The 17,055-nt window shown below is 30.5% G+C and carries 16 protein-coding genes; all 16 read left to right on the plus strand.

The window, feature by feature from the left end:
• A complete protein-coding gene (locus tag KPL55_RS11690) occupies positions 1–486 on the plus strand; it encodes a TRAP transporter small permease (protein ID WP_216306895.1) in 486 nt (161 codons plus the stop codon).
• Positions 487–502: 16 nt separating this feature from the next.
• Positions 503–1,813, plus strand: coding sequence for a TRAP transporter large permease (locus tag KPL55_RS11695; protein WP_216306896.1), 1,311 nt, complete (start codon positions 503–505; stop codon positions 1,811–1,813).
• 96 nt (positions 1,814–1,909) lie between these two features.
• Positions 1,910–2,983 carry a mannonate dehydratase gene (gene uxuA / locus KPL55_RS11700; RefSeq protein ID WP_216306897.1) on the plus strand — a complete coding sequence of 358 codons (1,074 nt, stop codon included), beginning with the start codon at positions 1,910–1,912 and terminating at the stop codon, positions 2,981–2,983.
• A 61-nt stretch (positions 2,984–3,044) separates the two neighbouring features.
• On the plus strand, positions 3,045–4,661 hold the full coding sequence (locus KPL55_RS11705) for a mannitol dehydrogenase family protein (protein ID WP_216306899.1): 1,617 nt from the start codon (positions 3,045–3,047) through the stop codon (positions 4,659–4,661).
• A 165-nt stretch (positions 4,662–4,826) separates the two neighbouring features.
• Positions 4,827–5,471, plus strand: a complete 645-nt coding sequence (locus tag KPL55_RS11710) for a bifunctional 4-hydroxy-2-oxoglutarate aldolase/2-dehydro-3-deoxy-phosphogluconate aldolase (RefSeq protein WP_216306900.1) — start codon at positions 4,827–4,829, stop codon at positions 5,469–5,471.
• Positions 5,472–5,564: 93 nt separating this feature from the next.
• Positions 5,565–6,587 carry a PfkB family carbohydrate kinase gene (locus tag KPL55_RS11715; protein WP_246599422.1) on the plus strand — a complete coding sequence of 341 codons (1,023 nt, stop codon included), beginning with the start codon at positions 5,565–5,567 and terminating at the stop codon, positions 6,585–6,587.
• 2 nt (positions 6,588–6,589) lie between these two features.
• The gene (locus KPL55_RS11720) at positions 6,590–7,537 is read left to right on the plus strand and encodes a sugar kinase (protein WP_216306901.1); all 948 of its coding nucleotides are present in this window, start codon (positions 6,590–6,592) and stop codon (positions 7,535–7,537) included.
• A gap of 12 nt (positions 7,538–7,549) precedes the next feature.
• The gene (locus KPL55_RS11725; RefSeq protein ID WP_216306902.1) at positions 7,550–8,998 is read left to right on the plus strand and encodes a tagaturonate reductase; all 1,449 of its coding nucleotides are present in this window, start codon (positions 7,550–7,552) and stop codon (positions 8,996–8,998) included.
• Positions 8,999–9,088: 90 nt separating this feature from the next.
• Entirely contained in the window at positions 9,089–10,576 is a 1,488-nt protein-coding gene (locus tag KPL55_RS11730; RefSeq protein WP_216306903.1) for a UxaA family hydrolase, read from the plus strand.
• A gap of 71 nt (positions 10,577–10,647) precedes the next feature.
• Positions 10,648–11,097 (plus strand): NanQ anomerase/TabA/YiaL family protein, encoded by a 450-nt coding sequence (locus tag KPL55_RS11735; protein ID WP_216306904.1) that lies wholly within the window; start codon positions 10,648–10,650, stop codon positions 11,095–11,097.
• 49 nt (positions 11,098–11,146) lie between these two features.
• Positions 11,147–11,572, plus strand: a complete 426-nt coding sequence (locus tag KPL55_RS11740) for an HIT family protein (RefSeq protein WP_216306905.1) — start codon at positions 11,147–11,149, stop codon at positions 11,570–11,572.
• Between the two features lie 169 nt (positions 11,573–11,741).
• Positions 11,742–13,250 carry a sensor histidine kinase gene (locus KPL55_RS11745; protein ID WP_216306906.1) on the plus strand — a complete coding sequence of 503 codons (1,509 nt, stop codon included), beginning with the start codon at positions 11,742–11,744 and terminating at the stop codon, positions 13,248–13,250.
• The gene (locus KPL55_RS11750) at positions 13,228–14,784 is read left to right on the plus strand and encodes a response regulator transcription factor (RefSeq protein WP_216306907.1); all 1,557 of its coding nucleotides are present in this window, start codon (positions 13,228–13,230) and stop codon (positions 14,782–14,784) included. The genes KPL55_RS11745 and KPL55_RS11750 overlap by 23 nt, the downstream gene beginning before the upstream one ends.
• Before the next feature lie 147 nt (positions 14,785–14,931).
• Positions 14,932–15,252 (plus strand): cupin domain-containing protein, encoded by a 321-nt coding sequence (locus KPL55_RS11755; RefSeq protein WP_216306909.1) that lies wholly within the window; start codon positions 14,932–14,934, stop codon positions 15,250–15,252.
• Positions 15,253–15,441: 189 nt separating this feature from the next.
• Entirely contained in the window at positions 15,442–16,467 is a 1,026-nt protein-coding gene (locus KPL55_RS11760; RefSeq protein ID WP_216306910.1) for a TRAP transporter substrate-binding protein, read from the plus strand.
• 95 nt (positions 16,468–16,562) lie between these two features.
• Positions 16,563–17,042 (plus strand): TRAP transporter small permease, encoded by a 480-nt coding sequence (locus KPL55_RS11765; protein WP_216306911.1) that lies wholly within the window; start codon positions 16,563–16,565, stop codon positions 17,040–17,042.
• Positions 17,043–17,055: the final 13 nt, after the last annotated feature.

Genomic DNA, 17,055 nt, shown 5'->3' on the forward strand with positions numbered 1-17,055 from the left:
ATGAAAAATTTTAAAGCAAAGCTAACAAAAGCATTGGAAGTAATATGTATTTCTTTGTTTGTATTCATAACAATTATTGGACTATATCAAATTATAACAAGATATGTATTTAATGCTCCTAGTACAGTTTCAGAAGAATTGTTAACATTTTCTTTCACATGGATGGCATTATTATCAGCTGCTTTAGTTTTTGGAAAACGTGAGCATATGAGAATGGAATTCGTTGCAAATTTCTTCAAAGGAAAAGATGCAATAAAACTAAGCATAGTATCAGAAATATTAATTTTAATATTTGCTGCGTTAGTACTTGTTTATGGTGGATTTGCAATAACTAAACTTACAGTTTTACAGGTTACCGCATCTCTTGGGGTACCTATGTCTTATATATATGTTGTAGTTCCTATAAGTGGAATAATAACAGTTATTTATAACATTCTTAATATTAATGAACTAGTTACACAATTAAATGCAAAGAATTCTAAATAAAAAGGAGGAAAATTAAATGACTATAGCATTATTATCAGGACTTATTATAGCAGTTGTTTTAGTAGTATTATTACTAGCAGGAATTCCAATTTCAATAGTAATAGGAATATCATCATTACTAGCTATATTACCAATATTAAATTTCGACGCTGCTGTGTTAACAGCTGCACAAAGAATATTTTCAGGAATATCTGTATTTACATTAATAGCAATACCTTTCTTTATTCTAGCGGGTAATATCATGAATAAGGGCGGAATAGCCATACGTTTAATAAATTTTGCGAAAATTTTATCAGGAAGAATACCAGGTGCAATGGCACATACAAATGCAGTTGCAAATATGATGTTCGGAGCTATTTCTGGTTCAGGAGTTGCAGCAGCATCAGCTATGGGTTCTATTATAGGACCAATTGCAGAAAAAGATGGTTATGACAAAGATTTTATGGCAACTATAAATATAGCAACGGCGCCAACAGGGTTATTAATACCTCCAAGTAATGTATTAATAACATATTCTCTTGTAAGTGGGGGAACTTCAGTAGCTGCATTATTTATGGCAGGTTATATTCCAGGAATTTTATGGGGAGTTAGCTGCATGGTAGTTGCTTTCTTCATAGCAAAGAAAAAAGGATATCGAACTTCAGAACGTGTTACTATGAAACAAGCATTAAAAACAACTGTTGAAGCGATCCCAAGTTTACTTCTAATTTTAATAGTTATAGGCGGAATTATTACAGGTATATTTACAGCTACAGAAGGTTCAGTAGTTGCTGTTGCTTATAGCTTAATATTATCTATATTCTTTTATAAAACAATAAAAGTTAAAGAGCTATATGGTATTTACAAAGAAAGCGCGGAGATGACAGGCATCATAGTATTCCTAATTGGAGTATCTAGTGTTATGGCATGGGTTATGGCATTTACTGGTATACCATCTGCAATTTCAAGTGCACTATTAGGTGTTAGTAGCAATCCTATAGTAATCTTGTTAATTATTAACCTAGTGTTATTGTTTATAGGAACTTTCATGGATATTACACCTGCAGTTCTTATTTTCACACCTATTTTCTTACCAATTTGTATGGGGCTTGGAATGTCAGCTATTACATTTGGTATAATGATAACATTTAATTTATGTATAGGTACAATTACACCACCAGTAGGAAACATACTCTTTGTTGGGGTTAAGGTAGCTAAAACAACAATTGAAAATGTAATGCTTAAATTAATACCATATTATGTAGCTATTTTCGTTGTATTAATGCTTACAACATATATACCTAATATTACAATATGGTTACCAACATTAATGGGTTATAAAAAATAATATAAAAAACTCTCTGTGGCGTTTTGTAGTATAATTATAGTAGTAATACGCCAGAGTAGAGATTTATAAATAATATAAATTAAGGAGGAATATTACATGAAAATGACGTTAAGATGGTTTGGAAGCAAACATGATTCAGTTACACTTAAGCAAATAAGACAAATACCAGGTGTTACAGGTGTTATTACAACACTATATGATATGCCTGCGGGGAAAGTATGGCCACTCGAGAATATTTTGAAAATAAAAGAAGAAGTTGAAGCAAGTGGACTTAAAATAGAAGGAATAGAAAGTGTAAACATTCACGATTCTATTAAAATAGGATCACCTGAAAGAGAACAATATATCCTTAATTATATAGAAACATTAGAAAACTTAGGTAAAGCAGGAATCGATATGGTTTGTTATAACTTTATGCCTGTATTCGATTGGACTCGTTCCGACCTTGCTAAGATGCGCGAAGATGGTTCAACAGTTTTATCATATGATCAAGAAATAATAGATGGAATTGATCCGGAAAAAATGTTCGAACAAATTGATAAAAATAGTAATGGATATGTAATGCCAGGCTGGGAACCAGAAAGAATGGAATACGTAAAAGAACTATTTGAAAAATACAAAGATGTAAATGAAGAAAAATTGTTTGATAATCTTGTATATTTTCTAAACAAAATTAAACCAGTATGTGAAAAATACAATATAATGATGGCAATTCACCCAGATGATCCTGCATGGCCTGTATTTGATTTGCCAAGGATTATAAATAATAAAGAGAACATATTAAAACTTCTAAAGGCTGTTGACGCTAAATTTAATGGACTTACATTATGTACAGGATCACTTGGATCTAATCCAACTAATGATATTTGTGATGTAATAAGAAGTGCAAAAGGAAGAATTCATTTTGCTCATGTACGTAACTTAATTTATAATGCGCCTGGTAAATTTGATGAAGCAGCACATTTATCAAGAGATGGATCATTAGATATGTATGAAATTATGAAAGCATTTCATGAAATTGGTTTTGACGGACCGGTTCGTCCAGATCATGGTCGCGCTATTTGGGGAGAGATTGCAATGCCAGGATACGGATTGTATGATCGAGCACTAGGAGCAACTTATTTAAATGGACTTATAGAAGCAATTGAAAAAAGCGACAAAACAAAATAAGAGTAAAATTCTAAATGAGTTAAATAATATAGAGTTTAAATGTAAATTAGGAGGTAATGAATTGAAACTTAGACAAGAAGAATTAAATAATAGAAAGATTTGGGAAGATAACGGATTTGAATTACCACAATTTGATAGAGCTAAAATGATAAAAGCTACTAAAGAAAATCCTGAATGGGTACATTTTGGCGCTGGAAATATATTTCGTGCTTTTCCAGCAGCTGTTTGTCAAGATTTATTAAATAAAGGAATACTTAGCACTGGTATAATAGTTGCTGAAGGTTATGATTATGAAATAATTGAAAAAAGTTTCAAAAAATTTGATGATTTAAATGTTTTAGTAACTTTAAAAGCTAATGGTAGTTTAGAAAAAAAAGTTATTGGAAGTATTGCAGAATCTTTATGTGTTGATACAAGTAATGCGAGTGACTGGAATAGATTAAAAGAAATTTTCAAAAGTAAATCTTTGAAAATGGTTTCTTTTACAATTACAGAAAAAGGTTATAGCTTAGTAGATGGAAGTGGTGAATTTTTAAAAGACGTAGCAACTGATTTTATTAATGATCCAACTTATGTAAAAAGTTATATTGGAAAACTTACTGCACTATGTTACGAAAGATTTAAAAATGGTAAATTACCATTAACACTTGTAAGTATGGATAACTGTTCACATAATGGTACAAAACTTGAGAATGCTATTACTACATTTTCAAATAAATGGGTTGAAAATAAATTAGTAGAACCTGAATTTTTAGCTTATGTAACAGAAAGTATATCTTATCCTTGGACTATGATAGATAAGATTACACCAAGGCCTGCACAATCTGTAATAGATATGCTTGTTGAGATTGGGTTTGAAGAAGCTGAAGTTATAATGACTTCAAAAAATACTTTTATTGCTCCGTTTGTTAATGCTGAGCAACCTCAATATTTAGTTATTGAAGATGATTTTAAGAATGGTAGACTTCCACTTGATAAAGGTGGCGTTATGTTTGCTGATAAAGAGACTGTAGATAAAGTAGAAAAAATGAAAGTTTGTACTTGTTTAAATCCTCTTCATACAGCTCTTGCTATATATGGTTGTCTATTATCTTATACTAAAATATCAGACGAAATGAAAGATAATGAGCTTGTAACACTTATAAAAAATATAGGATATGTAGAAGGATTACCTGTTGTTGTAAACCCAGGTATTATGTCACCTAAAGACTTTATAGATGAGGTAATGAATGTTAGATTACCAAATCCATTTATGCCTGACACACCTCAAAGAATAGTTTGCGATACATCTCAAAAACTTGCTATTCGTTTTGGTGAATCTATCAAGGCTTATGTTGAAGACCCTAAACTAGATGCTAAAAGTTTAACTTTTATACCACTTGCAATAGCTGGATGGTGTCGTTATCTAATGGCTATAGATGATGAGGGAAATACATTCGAATTAAGTCCTGATCCTATGCTTTCATCATTAACTAAGATAATAGATAATATTAAGCTTGGTGAAAATGATAATATACATGATACTCTAGTTAAAATTCTTTCAAATAAGTCAATTATGGGTGTGGATTTATATGAAGTTGGGCTAGGCGATAAAATTGAAGGCTACTTTAAAGAGTTGAATGCTGGAAAAGGCGCTGTACGCACAACACTAAAAAAATACTGTAACCCAAAAGTATAAATATTAAATCAAATCAGTGACTGAATTTTACAAGGGTAAACTCCTTGTGAAATTTTGTTATTATAAAATAGCACACGTTAACAATTTAGTATGAAGTATGACGCTAACTATGTTATAATATAATGAGATTAATATTTTCAAAATATAAAGTAAGAGGTGTAATTAATGAAAAGAATTAAAATAATACAAAAGTTAACTGAATATGGAATAGTAGCTGTTATTAGAGCGAATTCTAAAGAAGAAGGCGTGAAAATTGTAGATGCTGTTACAAAAGGTGGAATCAATGCAATTGAAGTTACAATGACAGTACCAGGTGCAATAGATGTAATAAAAGAATTAACTGAGATATATAAAGATAATGCAGAAGTACTTATAGGAGCAGGAACTGTTCTTGACCCAGAAACTGCAAGAGCGTGTATTTTAGCTGGAGCAAAATATATAGTAAGTCCAAGTTTAAATCCAGAAACTATAAAATTATGTAACAGATATAGAATTGCTGTTATGCCAGGAATTATGACAGTTAAAGAAGCTATCGAAGCATTAGAACTTGGTGTTGAAATAGTAAAAGTATTCCCAGGAAATGTTTTTGGACCACAAATAATAAGTTCTTTAAAAGGACCACTTCCACATGCTAACTTTATGCCAACAGGTGGAGTATCACTTGATAATGTTAAAGATTGGATTAAAGCAGGTGCTGTTGCAGTAGGAACTGGCGGAGATTTAACTAAGGGTGCTAAAACTGGAGATTATAAATTAGTAACAGAGACTGCTGCTAAATTTGTTGAGGCAGTTAAAAAAGCAAGAGCGTAGAAATAACTAAGATCTTAGATACATACTAGATAGAATAAATATTATAGCAGTACATACCAATTGGTATGTACTGAATTTATAGGAGGCAATATTATGGGAAAATTTATAACATTCGGTGAAATCATGCTTAGACTTGCACCAGTAGGATTTGAAAGATTTGCACAATCAAAAGAATTTGGTGCTGTTTATGGTGGAGGAGAAGCAAACGTTGCTGTATCACTTTCAAATTATGGTAAGGATGCTTACTTTGTAACAAAATTACCAGAACATGAAATCGGTCAAGCTGCAGTAAATGAACTTAGAAAATATGGCGTAGACACTAACATGATAGTAAGAGGCGGAGATAGAGTAGGCATTTATTATTGTGAAAAAGGTGCTTCTCAAAGACCTTCTAAAGTAATCTATGATAGAGCTTATTCTTCTATTGCAGAAGCTAAAAGAGAAGATTTCAATTGGAAAGAAATATTTGCGGATGCTGAGTGGTTCCATTTTACAGGAATAACACCTGCACTATCTGATGAATGTGCAGCTATTACACTTGATGCAGTAAAGGCAGCAAAAGAAGCTGGAGTTATGGTAAGTGTTGATTTAAACTTTAGAAAAAAACTTTGGAGCAGTGAAAAAGCTGGTAAAGTAATGGGCGAAATCGTTAAATATTGTGATTTAGTAATAGCAAATGAAGAAGATGCAGAAAAAGTTTTCGGAATTAGTGCTGAAGGAACAGATATAACTGGTGGAACTATAAGTGGCGAAGGTTATAAAAATGTTGCAAAGAAGCTTAAAGATCTATTTGACTTAAAGTATGTTGCAATTACACTTCGCGAGAGTTTCTCAGCATCAGAAAATGGTTGGTCTGCAATGTTCTATGATGGAAAAGAATATTATAGTTCTAAAAAATATAAAATGCATATAGTAGATAGAGTTGGCGGCGGAGATTCATTTGGTGCTGGAATAATATATGGTTTAACATCAGGTCTTTCACATCAAGATTCACTTGAATATGCAGTTGCTGCTTCTTGCCTTAAGCATACTATTGAAGGAGACTTTAATCTTGTGTCTAAAGAAGAAGTAGAAACACTTATGAATGGTGATGCTTCTGGAAGGGTGCAAAGATAATTATGGATGTTATAACTTTTGGAGAGTCTATGGTTTTATTTGGGCCAGATTCCTCAGGGCCTTTAAGATATGTTCAAAACTTTAACAAGTCTATTGCAGGTGCAGAGTCAAATGTAGCTATTGCACTTGCAAAACTTGGACATCAGGTTGGTTGGTTTTCAAAACTTGGGGACGACGAATTCGGAAGGTATATTCAGACTACAATTAGAGGTGAAGGTGTAGATGTATCTAGAGTAATATCTGATCCTAGTAAAAATACAGGTATATTGTTTAAGGAAAGATTTATGCATTCTAATCCTAATGTATATTACTATAGGAAAGGTTCGGCGGCCAGCACACTGATGCCGGAAGAACTAGATGAAGAGTATATTAAAAACACAAAAATACTTCATATTACAGGCATTACACCTGCTCTTTCAGAGAGTTGCAGAAAAACATTATTTAGAGCTATAGAAATTGCGAAAAGCAATAATGTTTTGGTGTCTTTTGACCCGAATATTAGACTTAAATTATGGAGCCAAGAAGAGGCAATACCTGTGCTACTTGAAATCGCAAAACAATCAGATATAATTTTCCCAGGTATAGATGAAGGGGAAATGCTTCTTGGACTTACAAATCCTGAAGATATTGCTCAAGGATTTATGGATATGGGATGTAATATTGTAGCTGTAAAACTTGGAAAAGAAGGTTGTTATGTAACTGACTCAGTTAATAAATTATATGTAAATTCATATAGATTAGAAAATCCACAAGATACTGTGGGCGCTGGGGACGGATTTGCAGCAGGTTTCTTATCAGGTATGTTAAGTAAATTAGATTTAAAAGGATGCGCAGAGTATGCAAATGGAGTTGGAGCCATGGCAGTCCTTGTAAAGGGAGATATGGAAGGTTACCCTAGTATTGAACAATTGATGGCGTTTATTGGAAAAACAAAAACAATCGAAAGATAGGGAGGAATAGAAATGAATTTAAATAAAGAGACATATAAGGAATATAAACAATATCCTGAAAAAGTTCTTCAATTCGGCGAGGGTAATTTTTTAAGAGCTTTTGTTGATTGGCAAATTGACAAGATGAATAAAGAAGCTGGATTTAATGGTAGTGTGGTAGTTGTTCAGCCTATCGAGTTTGGACTAGTAGATAAATTAAATGAGCAAGATGGTTTATACACACTTTATTTACAAGGAATGAACGAAGGTAAAGCAATAGCTGAGCATTCAGTAATAAATAGTATAAGTCGTGGAATAAATCCTTATACTCAGCATGATGAATACTTGAAAATTGCTGAAAACCCAGAGTTAAGATTTGTTTTCTCAAACACTACTGAAGCTGGAATTGCGTATGATGAAACTGATAAGCTAGAAGATAAACCTCAAAAAAGTTTTCCAGGAAAGCTTACAGCACTTATGTACCATAGGTTTAAAACATTTGATGGATCTAAGGATAAGGGACTTATAATAATTCCTTGTGAACTTATAGACAGAAATGGTGATAAACTTAAAGAAATAATTTTAAAACTTGCTGGGCATTGGAATTTAGAAGCTGAATTTGCAACTTGGATAAATGAAGCAAATACTTTCTGCTCTACACTTGTTGATAGAATAGTACCAGGATACCCAAGAGATACTATCAAAGAAATAACGCAGGAACTTGGATATGTTGATAACCTAGTTAATGTCGGAGAACATTTTCATCTTTTCATTATTGAAGGACCAAAATGGATTGAAAATGAATTCCCTGCAAGTAAAGCAGGTCTTAATGTTAAATTTGTTGATGATATGACTCCTTACAGAACAAGAAAGGTAAGAATACTTAATGGTTCACATACATCACTTGTGCCAGTATCATACCTTTATGGATTAAATACAGTTGCACAGTCAGTTGAACATGAAGTTATGGGTAAATTCATTAAAGATACAATATATGATGAAATAATTCCTACATTAGACCTTCCGGAAGAAGAGTTATCATATTATGCAAAAGTTGTTCTTGAAAGATTTATGAATCCTTTTGTTAAACATTATTTAATGAGTATATCTTTAAATTCAATGTCCAAATATGAAACAAGAGATTTACCTTCATTATTACAATTTGTAAAAATAAAGAAAGAGTTACCTAAAAGATTAGTATTCTCTTTAGCTGCACTTATGGAGTTCTATAAAGGCAAACGCGGAGAAGAAGTAATTAAATTATCTGATGACGCTGATGTTTTAGAACTATATAAAACAGCGTGGGATAATTGTGATGGAAGTGAAGTAGCTTTGAAAAAATTAGTGACTACTATCCTTTCTTACAAAAAAGTTTGGAAAATGGATTTGAATGAAGTTAAAGGCTTAACAGATGCAGTAACGCATTATTTAACTAGCATTGAAAAAGTTGGAACAGTAGAAGCAATTAAAGAAGTTCTCTAATCATATTTTACAAAAAAAGTCCTCCACTTTTAGAAGTGGGGGACAAATACTATTACAAAAAGAGATTCAAGTGGAAGTGGGGTAAGACTTTTGAAAAATATAATACAGATAAATGAAAACGATAATATAGTAGTGGCATTGACTGATTTAACAAAACATGAAGTGATTATCATAAGAAATAAAGAGGTAACATTAAAAGAAGATGTTAAAAGAGGACATAAAATAGCAATAAGTGATATTAAAATGGATGAAAATATTGTAAAATATGGGTTTCCAATAGGGCACTCAGTTGTTGATGTATTTGAAGGGCAATGGGTCCATACTCATAATATAAAAACAAACTTGGATGGAATAAAAGAATATAAATTCGATCAGAAACTTATAGAAAATACCTATACCAATAGAAACTTAACTTTTAATGGCTATAAAAGAATTGATGGAAATGTAGGTATTAGAAATGAGCTTTGGATAGTGCCTACTGTTGGTTGTGTAAACGGGATAGCTGATAGAATTATTGATAAGTTCAAAGAGATGGTAGGGGATTTAACTATAGATAATGTTGAAGTATTAAAGCATAACTATGGTTGTTCGCAGCTTGGAGATGATCATATAAGTACAAGAACAATATTAGGAGATGCCGTTAAACATCCAAATAACGGCGGAGTTTTGGTATTAGGACTTGGATGTGAAAACAACGGTATGGATGATTTTAAGAAATCCTTAGGGGATTTTAATGAAAAAAGAGTTAAGTTCTTGATTTCTCAAGAAGTTTCTGACGAAATACAAGAAGGGGCAAATCGTCTTGTAGAGCTTTATGAAATTATGAAAGAAGACAAAAGAGAAGTCTGTAGCTTATCAGAACTTAAAATTGGTTTAAAATGTGGAGGTTCTGATGGACTTTCTGGCATTACAGCAAATCCTCTTGTAGGAAAATTTTCAGATTTCCTTGTAGCACAGGGCGGTAGCACAATATTAACAGAAGTACCAGAAATGTTTGGAGCAGAAACTCTTCTTATGGCTAGATCTAAAAATGAAGAGGTTTATAACAAAACTGTTCATTTAATTAATGATTTCAAAGAATATTTTATGAAGTATGACCAACCAGTGTATGAGAATCCTTCGCCAGGAAATAAAGCTGGAGGAATAACTACTCTTGAGGATAAATCACTAGGTTGCACTCAAAAGGCAGGCACAGAAACGGTTGTGGATGTACTTAAATATGGAGAGACATTAACGAAAAAAGGACTTAATCTTTTAAGTGCTCCAGGTAATGATTTAGTAGCAGCTTCTGCGCTCGCAGCATCTGGATGTCAAATGGTTCTTTTCACAACAGGTAGGGGTACTCCATTTGGTAGTTTTGTACCTACAATGAAGATATCAACAAACACTCAAATATTTGAATTAAAACCTCACTGGATTGATTTTAATGCAGGAAGTTTAGTTCAAGATAAATCTTTAGAAGATTTAACTGAGGAACTTGTAGAATATATAATTAGAGTAGCGAATGGAGAATTAGTTAACAATGAAAAAAATAATTTCAGAGAGTTAGCTATTTTTAAGAGTGGAGTAACACTTTAATTAAAATTATATTTAATAAACAACTTGATTAAATACAGAAAATGATTAAAAAAAATATCGGAGGTTTACAAATGGTAATTGATAAATTAAGTAATGCAGCTCAATATTATGGTCTTTCTGGTAGAATAGAAAAGGCTCTGAAATATTTACAAAATACAGATTTGAAAAATCTTGAAATAGGTAAACATGAAATTGACGGAAAGAATATTTTTGTTGCTGTTTCCGAATATGATGCAAAAGACATAGAATTAGGTAAGTGGGAAGCCCACAAGAATTATTTAGATATACAATATGTGGTTTCTGGTAAAGAGAAAATTGGATATGCTTCAATCGATGAAATGAAAATGGTTGGTGAATATAACAAAGTAAAAGATGTGATGTTTTTAGAGGGAGAAGGAGATTTATTATTAGTTAATGAAGGAACTTTTGCAATATTTGCACCTCAAGATGCTCATATGCCTGGAATTAAGGTTAATGCTGGACAACATGTCAAGAAGATAGTTGTAAAGATTTTAGCATAGATATTAGCCATAAATTCAAACAAAATATATTATAAAAGGAGAAATTAATATGGATTTTAATAATGATTGCTTTTACTGCGTAAAGGACCCGCGACTTACTAACTTAATGATCGAAATATGTCAACTTGAGGCTTCAACATTATATTTATTTAAAGAACAGACTTACAAGGGAAGATGTGTTGTAGCGTACAACGGACATAAAAATGAGCTTTTTGATTTAAATGATGAAGAGCGCGATCTTTACATGAAAGATGTTGCTAAAGTTGCAAGAACTTTAAGTAAGGCATTTTCAGCTGATAAAATTAATTACGGTGCTTATGCAGATACAATGACTCATCTTCATTATCATATAGTTCCTAAATATAAGAATGGACCTAGTTTTGGAGGAACATTTGAAATGATGCCTAAAGATAAAGTTCTTCTTAAAGATGATGAATATAATGAGTTAATAAACATAATCAAAGGAAATTTGTAAGAGTTTTTTACTAAATAAACCATATTTTACTGGGATGCATTGAATTAAGTTCATATGCATCCTTTTTATTTTTATCAGATAGACAAATATTAGACTATAAATAAATTAAATAGTATAATGAGAATATAATATTCTACCAAAACTACTGTATATCTTAAAGGAGCTTAAAATGAAACTTAATAAGATTTCTAATAAAAAAACAATAGGGAGCAAGGTGTTTAATAATTTTGTCCTCATTATCTTGCTTATGAGTATTGGTTTCATTTTTTCACTCTATGAAAGAAAAATTACCTCTGAGAACTATGATGAGTTTACAAACATTAACATTAAATTAAGTAAACTTTCTCTTGAGTTTAGCAATAGCTGGGGTTATTTTAATATGTTTGTAAAAACTAAGGATAACGAGAACATTCAAAAATATACTGATTCGAATAATAAAATAGAAAATTTATCTATTGACATAGAACCCTATATTAATAAAGATGAGAATAGTAGTATTTATTTAAGAAATTTAAATAACATGTTTGACTATTATAAAATTGAATCAGATCAGTTGATGAGTAAAATTATGAATTCAGAAAAATTGGATCAAAAAAGTTATGATAAACTTACTGAAATAAAAACATTATATAATTATATAACAAAACATTCAGAGTCTTTACTTGTTACATATTTGGACTATAGTAATTTAAAATATTCTACATCAGTTCAAAAATACAAAAATACAGAAATAAAGATATATACTTCATTAATTTTTATAATACTGATTAGTTTCATTTACACAATGCTTGTAAGTAGAGATTTAAACAATACTATAGGTAGACTTAAAACATATGCAGAACTTTTAACAGATGCAAAATGGGAAATACCTGATCTTAAAGATCAAAAGTATGACGAGTTAAACAGCCTTGCGAAGGCCTTTGATAAAATGAAACATAGTATCCGTAAATTTATCGAGGAAATAAATGAAAAAATAGAAATTGAAAATAATTATCATGAGGAGAAACTTAAAAGTACGCAAAAGGATAAGTTAATTAAAGAAACACAATTATCAGCGCTTCAATCGCAGATGGATCCACACTTTTTATTTAATACATTAAATACTATTAGCAGAATGGCTATGTTTGAGGACGCTAATCAAACAGTTAAACTAATAGAGGCTACTTCAAAGATACTTAGATATAATTTAGACTGTAAAGATAAAATGGTTAAGTTAAAAGAAGAAATGTATATGATAAAAGCATATGTTATTATACAAGAAACTAGATTTCAAGATCAAATGAGTTTTATGTTTGATATAGAACAGAATCTAGATTCTGTTAAAGTTCCTCCAATGCTAATACAACCAATAGTTGAAAATGCAATAGTTCATGGTTTAAAAGAAATGGATAATGGGGGTATTATAAACATAACAATTAATAAGAAAAATAACTTTATATATATTACAATTAAAGATAACGGTATTGGAATGGATGATGAAAAAATTAATGCTTTATTTAGTGAGGTTAAAAGTAAATCAACTGGACTTGGAGTTTTTAATGTGAAAAAAAGATTAGAACTCTACTTTAACAGAAATGATTTAATCGAAATTCATAGCCAAATAGGTGAAGGCACACAAGTAATAATTTCTATTCCAATAGAGGAGAGTGAAGATATTGTTGAAGCTTTTAATAGCTGAAGATGAGGCATTAGAGAGAAAAGCGCTTAGATTTCTTTTGAAAAAATACTTTTCGGAAAGCATTGAAGTTGTGGGTGAAGTAAGTAATGGTAGAGATGGGGTTGATATGGCTTTTTCACTCAACCCTCATATTATATTGATGGATATCCACATGCCGATAATGGATGGTTTAGAAGCTTGTAGTATTATTAGGAAAAGATGCCTAAAAACTGAATTTATAATTTTAACTGCATTTAATTACTTTGATTACGCAAAACAAGCAATACATATTGGAGTAAGTGATTATTTATTAAAACCTTTTTCAAATGACGAATTTATTAATTCATTAAATAAGGTGATTAATAAAATAAATTCAAAAAATTTAGTAGTTATTAAAAACAATGAATTAGCTGAGAATTACAAACAAATTTCTCCTTATGTTGAAAAGCAAATGATTGAAAATATAGCTTATGGAGTTACATTAACAGATATTCAATTTAATGAATATAGGCATATTTTAATGATTGATAGTCTTATGTTTTGCTGTATTATATTTAATTCAAATGAAAAAAATGTCTTTAACGAAAACAGTATTCATTTAATAAAAAGTAAATTGAGTGTATTATTCCCTAAAATTATAGGAGGATTATGTTTAAATGACATTATATTATTTATTTTCGACGAAGATATTGGAAGTAAAATGTTAAGTAGAGAGTATGAAAATTTGTTGAATAATCTACGTACTGATTTTAAATTTGAATATGATATAATTTTATCTATAGGCGCTTCTGCAATAAATGAGGGCTTAAATCAATTATATTTATCCTATAAAGATGCAAATAGGTGTTCTAAAAATACTGATAATAAAAATTCTGGGTATGAAGAGATTAAAGAAAATAATAGCATTAAATATATAAATGAAGTTAATCATATTTTAAGTGGTTTTATTATAAAAGAGGATTTAAATGGAGCATTAGTTGAATTAGATACAATACTAAGTAATTTATTAGTCGGAGTGGGAAGTCCTGATATTTCAGTAGTAAAGGAAACACTTTTAGTTATTCTAGATAGTGTTATTGATGACATAGATAATTTCATAGGAAAAGATTTCAAAGGGTTTAGCAAGGATAATATACTCAAAGAATTGATTGATTTATCAAAACCCTCAGATATAAAGAATTGTGTAAGTCTGATACTAAAAAATCTTATAACTTACATATTAAATTATAAAAAAAGTAAAAATATCGATGTTGTTGAAAAGGTTAAAGATTACATTGAAAACAATTATATGAATGATGTAAGCTTAGATCATTTAGCATCATATGTATCTATGAGTAGTTTTTATCTAAGTAGGATATTTTCAAAATCTTATGGTATTAACATTAAGGAATATATAATTAAGATTAGAATGGAGAAAGCAAAGACGATGCTTATTGAAGGAAATAAGTCTGTTAAACAGATTGCTTTTGAAGTTGGATACATGGATCAAAACTATTTTAGCAAAGCTTTTAAGAAGTATACTAATATATCACCAAAGGAATATTGTAATTTATAATTTATTATTTAGATTTACAAAATTAATTTGCATAACTTAATTTATTAAGCTATTATAATTAATAGAAACTATATTGTTAAATAATTCTGGGAGATAATAATTAATAATTGTTATATGCCACAGAGGACTACAAGGAGGAATAGAAATATGATAGTAAGAAATGATGATGTCAAACTTGATGAACTTGGTAAAGGTGTATCTCGTAAAGTACTAGCACATGTTCCAAGTGTTATGATGGTACAAGTGAATTTTATTAAAGGTGCTATTGGAGAAATTCATGAACATGTACATGAACAGATTAGTTATATTATAAAAGGAAGTTTTGAAGTAAGCATTGATGGTAAAAAAGAAATAGTAAAAGCTGGTGATACTTTTTATGTTAAACCAAACGCATTGCATGGCGTTGTAGCACAAGAAGATTCAACTATATTAGATGTATTTACACCTCAGAGAGAAGATTTTCTTTAAAATATAAATCATATAATTTCCCATTATCATTTGATTTCTTATGATAGTGGGAATTTTTAATGTATTTCGTACTATATTTTATATCATGACAACCGATTACATACAATCGCAAGTTTTTCATCTAGTAAAGGGTTTCAGCAAATAGTATTATAAGACTATAAATTAAAACATTCTAGGGGGGCAAAAATAATGAATAAAAAGAAATTTATCGCAATATTCTCATGTCTTGTACTTACTGTAGGTGTACTTGTAGGTTGTGGAAGTAAAACTTCTGATACAAAAGATGCTAAGGTAGCGACTAAATCGGTTACTTTAAGAATGTCTGATAATCAACCTGAAGGATATCCAACAATACTAGGTGATCAAGCATTTGCGAAAGAAGTAGAAGCAAAAACTAATGGAAGAATAAAAATAAAAGTATTTGGAGGATCTCAACTTGGAGATGAAAAGAGTGCTATAGAACAAGTTCAATTCGGTGGTATTGATGCAATACGTATAGGTGCTGCGCCACTAGCTGAATTTAATAAAGAAATAGGAGCGTTAATACTTCCTTATCTTTATAAAGATAAAGATCATATGTTTAGAGTTTTAGAAGGACCTGTAGGAGAAAAAATATTTAAAAGTTTAGAAGCTGACAGTAAGATTGTAGGACTTAGCTGGGTAGATTCTGGGGCAAGAAATTTCTATAATACTAAAAAAGATGTTAAAACTCCTGAAGACTTAAAAGGATTAAAGATTAGAGTTCAGGAAAGTAAACCTATGATGGATATGGTAAAAGATTTAGGAGCATCTCCTACTCCAATGGCTTATGGTGATGTATACAGTGCATTACAAACTGGCGTTGTAGATGGAGCAGAAAACAATTGGCCAAGTTTCTTATCTTCTAATCATTATCAAGTAGCAAAACATATTACAATAGATGAACATACAAGAGTTCCAGAAATGATAGCATTTAGTAAAATATCTTGGGACAAAATATCACCAGAAGATCAAAAAATAGTAAAAGCTGCAGCTATTGTTGGAGCAACAGTAGAAAGAGCTGAATGGATTAAACAGTCCGATGCAGCACAAGCTACAATAGTTTCAAAAGGTGGAGTTACAATTACTAAAATTGATGATGCTGCTAAAGCAAAATTCCAAGCCGCAGTTAAACCTATGTATGAGGCAAATACAGAATGGAAAGAAACAGTTGATGCAATAATTGCAACAAAATAATTAAAGTTTAACATTAGGAACTCGTCTTTTGAGGTAATATTATAACAGCTTAAGCGGGTTCCTTCACTTTATAAAAATAAAGGAGTGAAATGAAATTGAGTACATTAAAAAAGGTATTAAATAAAGTAGACAATGTTATAGAATATATATGTATGGTAACTTTAGTGGTTTTAGTTTGTATAGTTTTCTTCCAGGTATTTACTAGATATATATTAGGATTTACCCCTCGTTGGTCTGAGGAAACGGCTGTAATATTAATGATATGGCTAGGATTTATTACGACTGCCATTGGTGTAAAAAGAGGTACTCATTTGAGCATAAGTGCTGTAGTTGATTTATTCCCAAAATCAGTACAAAATATAATCTCTTATATTGATGAATTAGCAGTAATGTTTTTCGGAATAATTTTATTAATTTATGGTAGGGACTTAACTATTCATACAATGACTTCAACTCTTCCTGCGACACAACTTCCAGCAGGAGTGTTATACGCAGCTTTACCAGTTGCAGGTTTTATGATAATAATATATACTATTGCAAGAATTTTAGAAAAATTAACAGCAAAACAAAAATAGAGTCGATTATAAT

Source organism: Clostridium lacusfryxellense (assembly GCF_018861735.1).
Classification (GTDB): Bacteria; Bacillota; Clostridia; order Clostridiales; family Clostridiaceae; genus Clostridium_AD; species Clostridium_AD lacusfryxellense.

Excerpts from the sequence above, each read along its gene's own strand:
- uxuA (WP_216306897.1), top strand. The coding sequence starts at position 1,910 with ATGAAAATGACGTTAAGATGGTTTGGAAGCAAACATGATTCAGTTACA.
- KPL55_RS11695 (WP_216306896.1), top strand. The coding sequence starts at position 503 with ATGACTATAGCATTATTATCAGGACTTATTATAGCAGTTGTTTTAGTA.
- KPL55_RS11755 (WP_216306909.1), top strand. The coding sequence starts at position 14,932 with ATGATAGTAAGAAATGATGATGTCAAACTTGATGAACTTGGTAAAGGT.
- KPL55_RS11690 (WP_216306895.1), top strand. The coding sequence starts at position 1 with ATGAAAAATTTTAAAGCAAAGCTAACAAAAGCATTGGAAGTAATATGT.
- KPL55_RS11715 (WP_246599422.1), top strand. The coding sequence starts at position 5,565 with ATGGGAAAATTTATAACATTCGGTGAAATCATGCTTAGACTTGCACCA.
- KPL55_RS11735 (WP_216306904.1), top strand. The coding sequence starts at position 10,648 with ATGGTAATTGATAAATTAAGTAATGCAGCTCAATATTATGGTCTTTCT.
- KPL55_RS11725 (WP_216306902.1), top strand. The coding sequence starts at position 7,550 with ATGAATTTAAATAAAGAGACATATAAGGAATATAAACAATATCCTGAA.
- KPL55_RS11740 (WP_216306905.1), top strand. The coding sequence starts at position 11,147 with ATGGATTTTAATAATGATTGCTTTTACTGCGTAAAGGACCCGCGACTT.
- KPL55_RS11710 (WP_216306900.1), top strand. The coding sequence starts at position 4,827 with ATGAAAAGAATTAAAATAATACAAAAGTTAACTGAATATGGAATAGTA.
- KPL55_RS11760 (WP_216306910.1), top strand. The coding sequence starts at position 15,442 with ATGAATAAAAAGAAATTTATCGCAATATTCTCATGTCTTGTACTTACT.
- KPL55_RS11745 (WP_216306906.1), top strand. The coding sequence starts at position 11,742 with ATGAAACTTAATAAGATTTCTAATAAAAAAACAATAGGGAGCAAGGTG.
- KPL55_RS11720 (WP_216306901.1), top strand. The coding sequence starts at position 6,590 with ATGGATGTTATAACTTTTGGAGAGTCTATGGTTTTATTTGGGCCAGAT.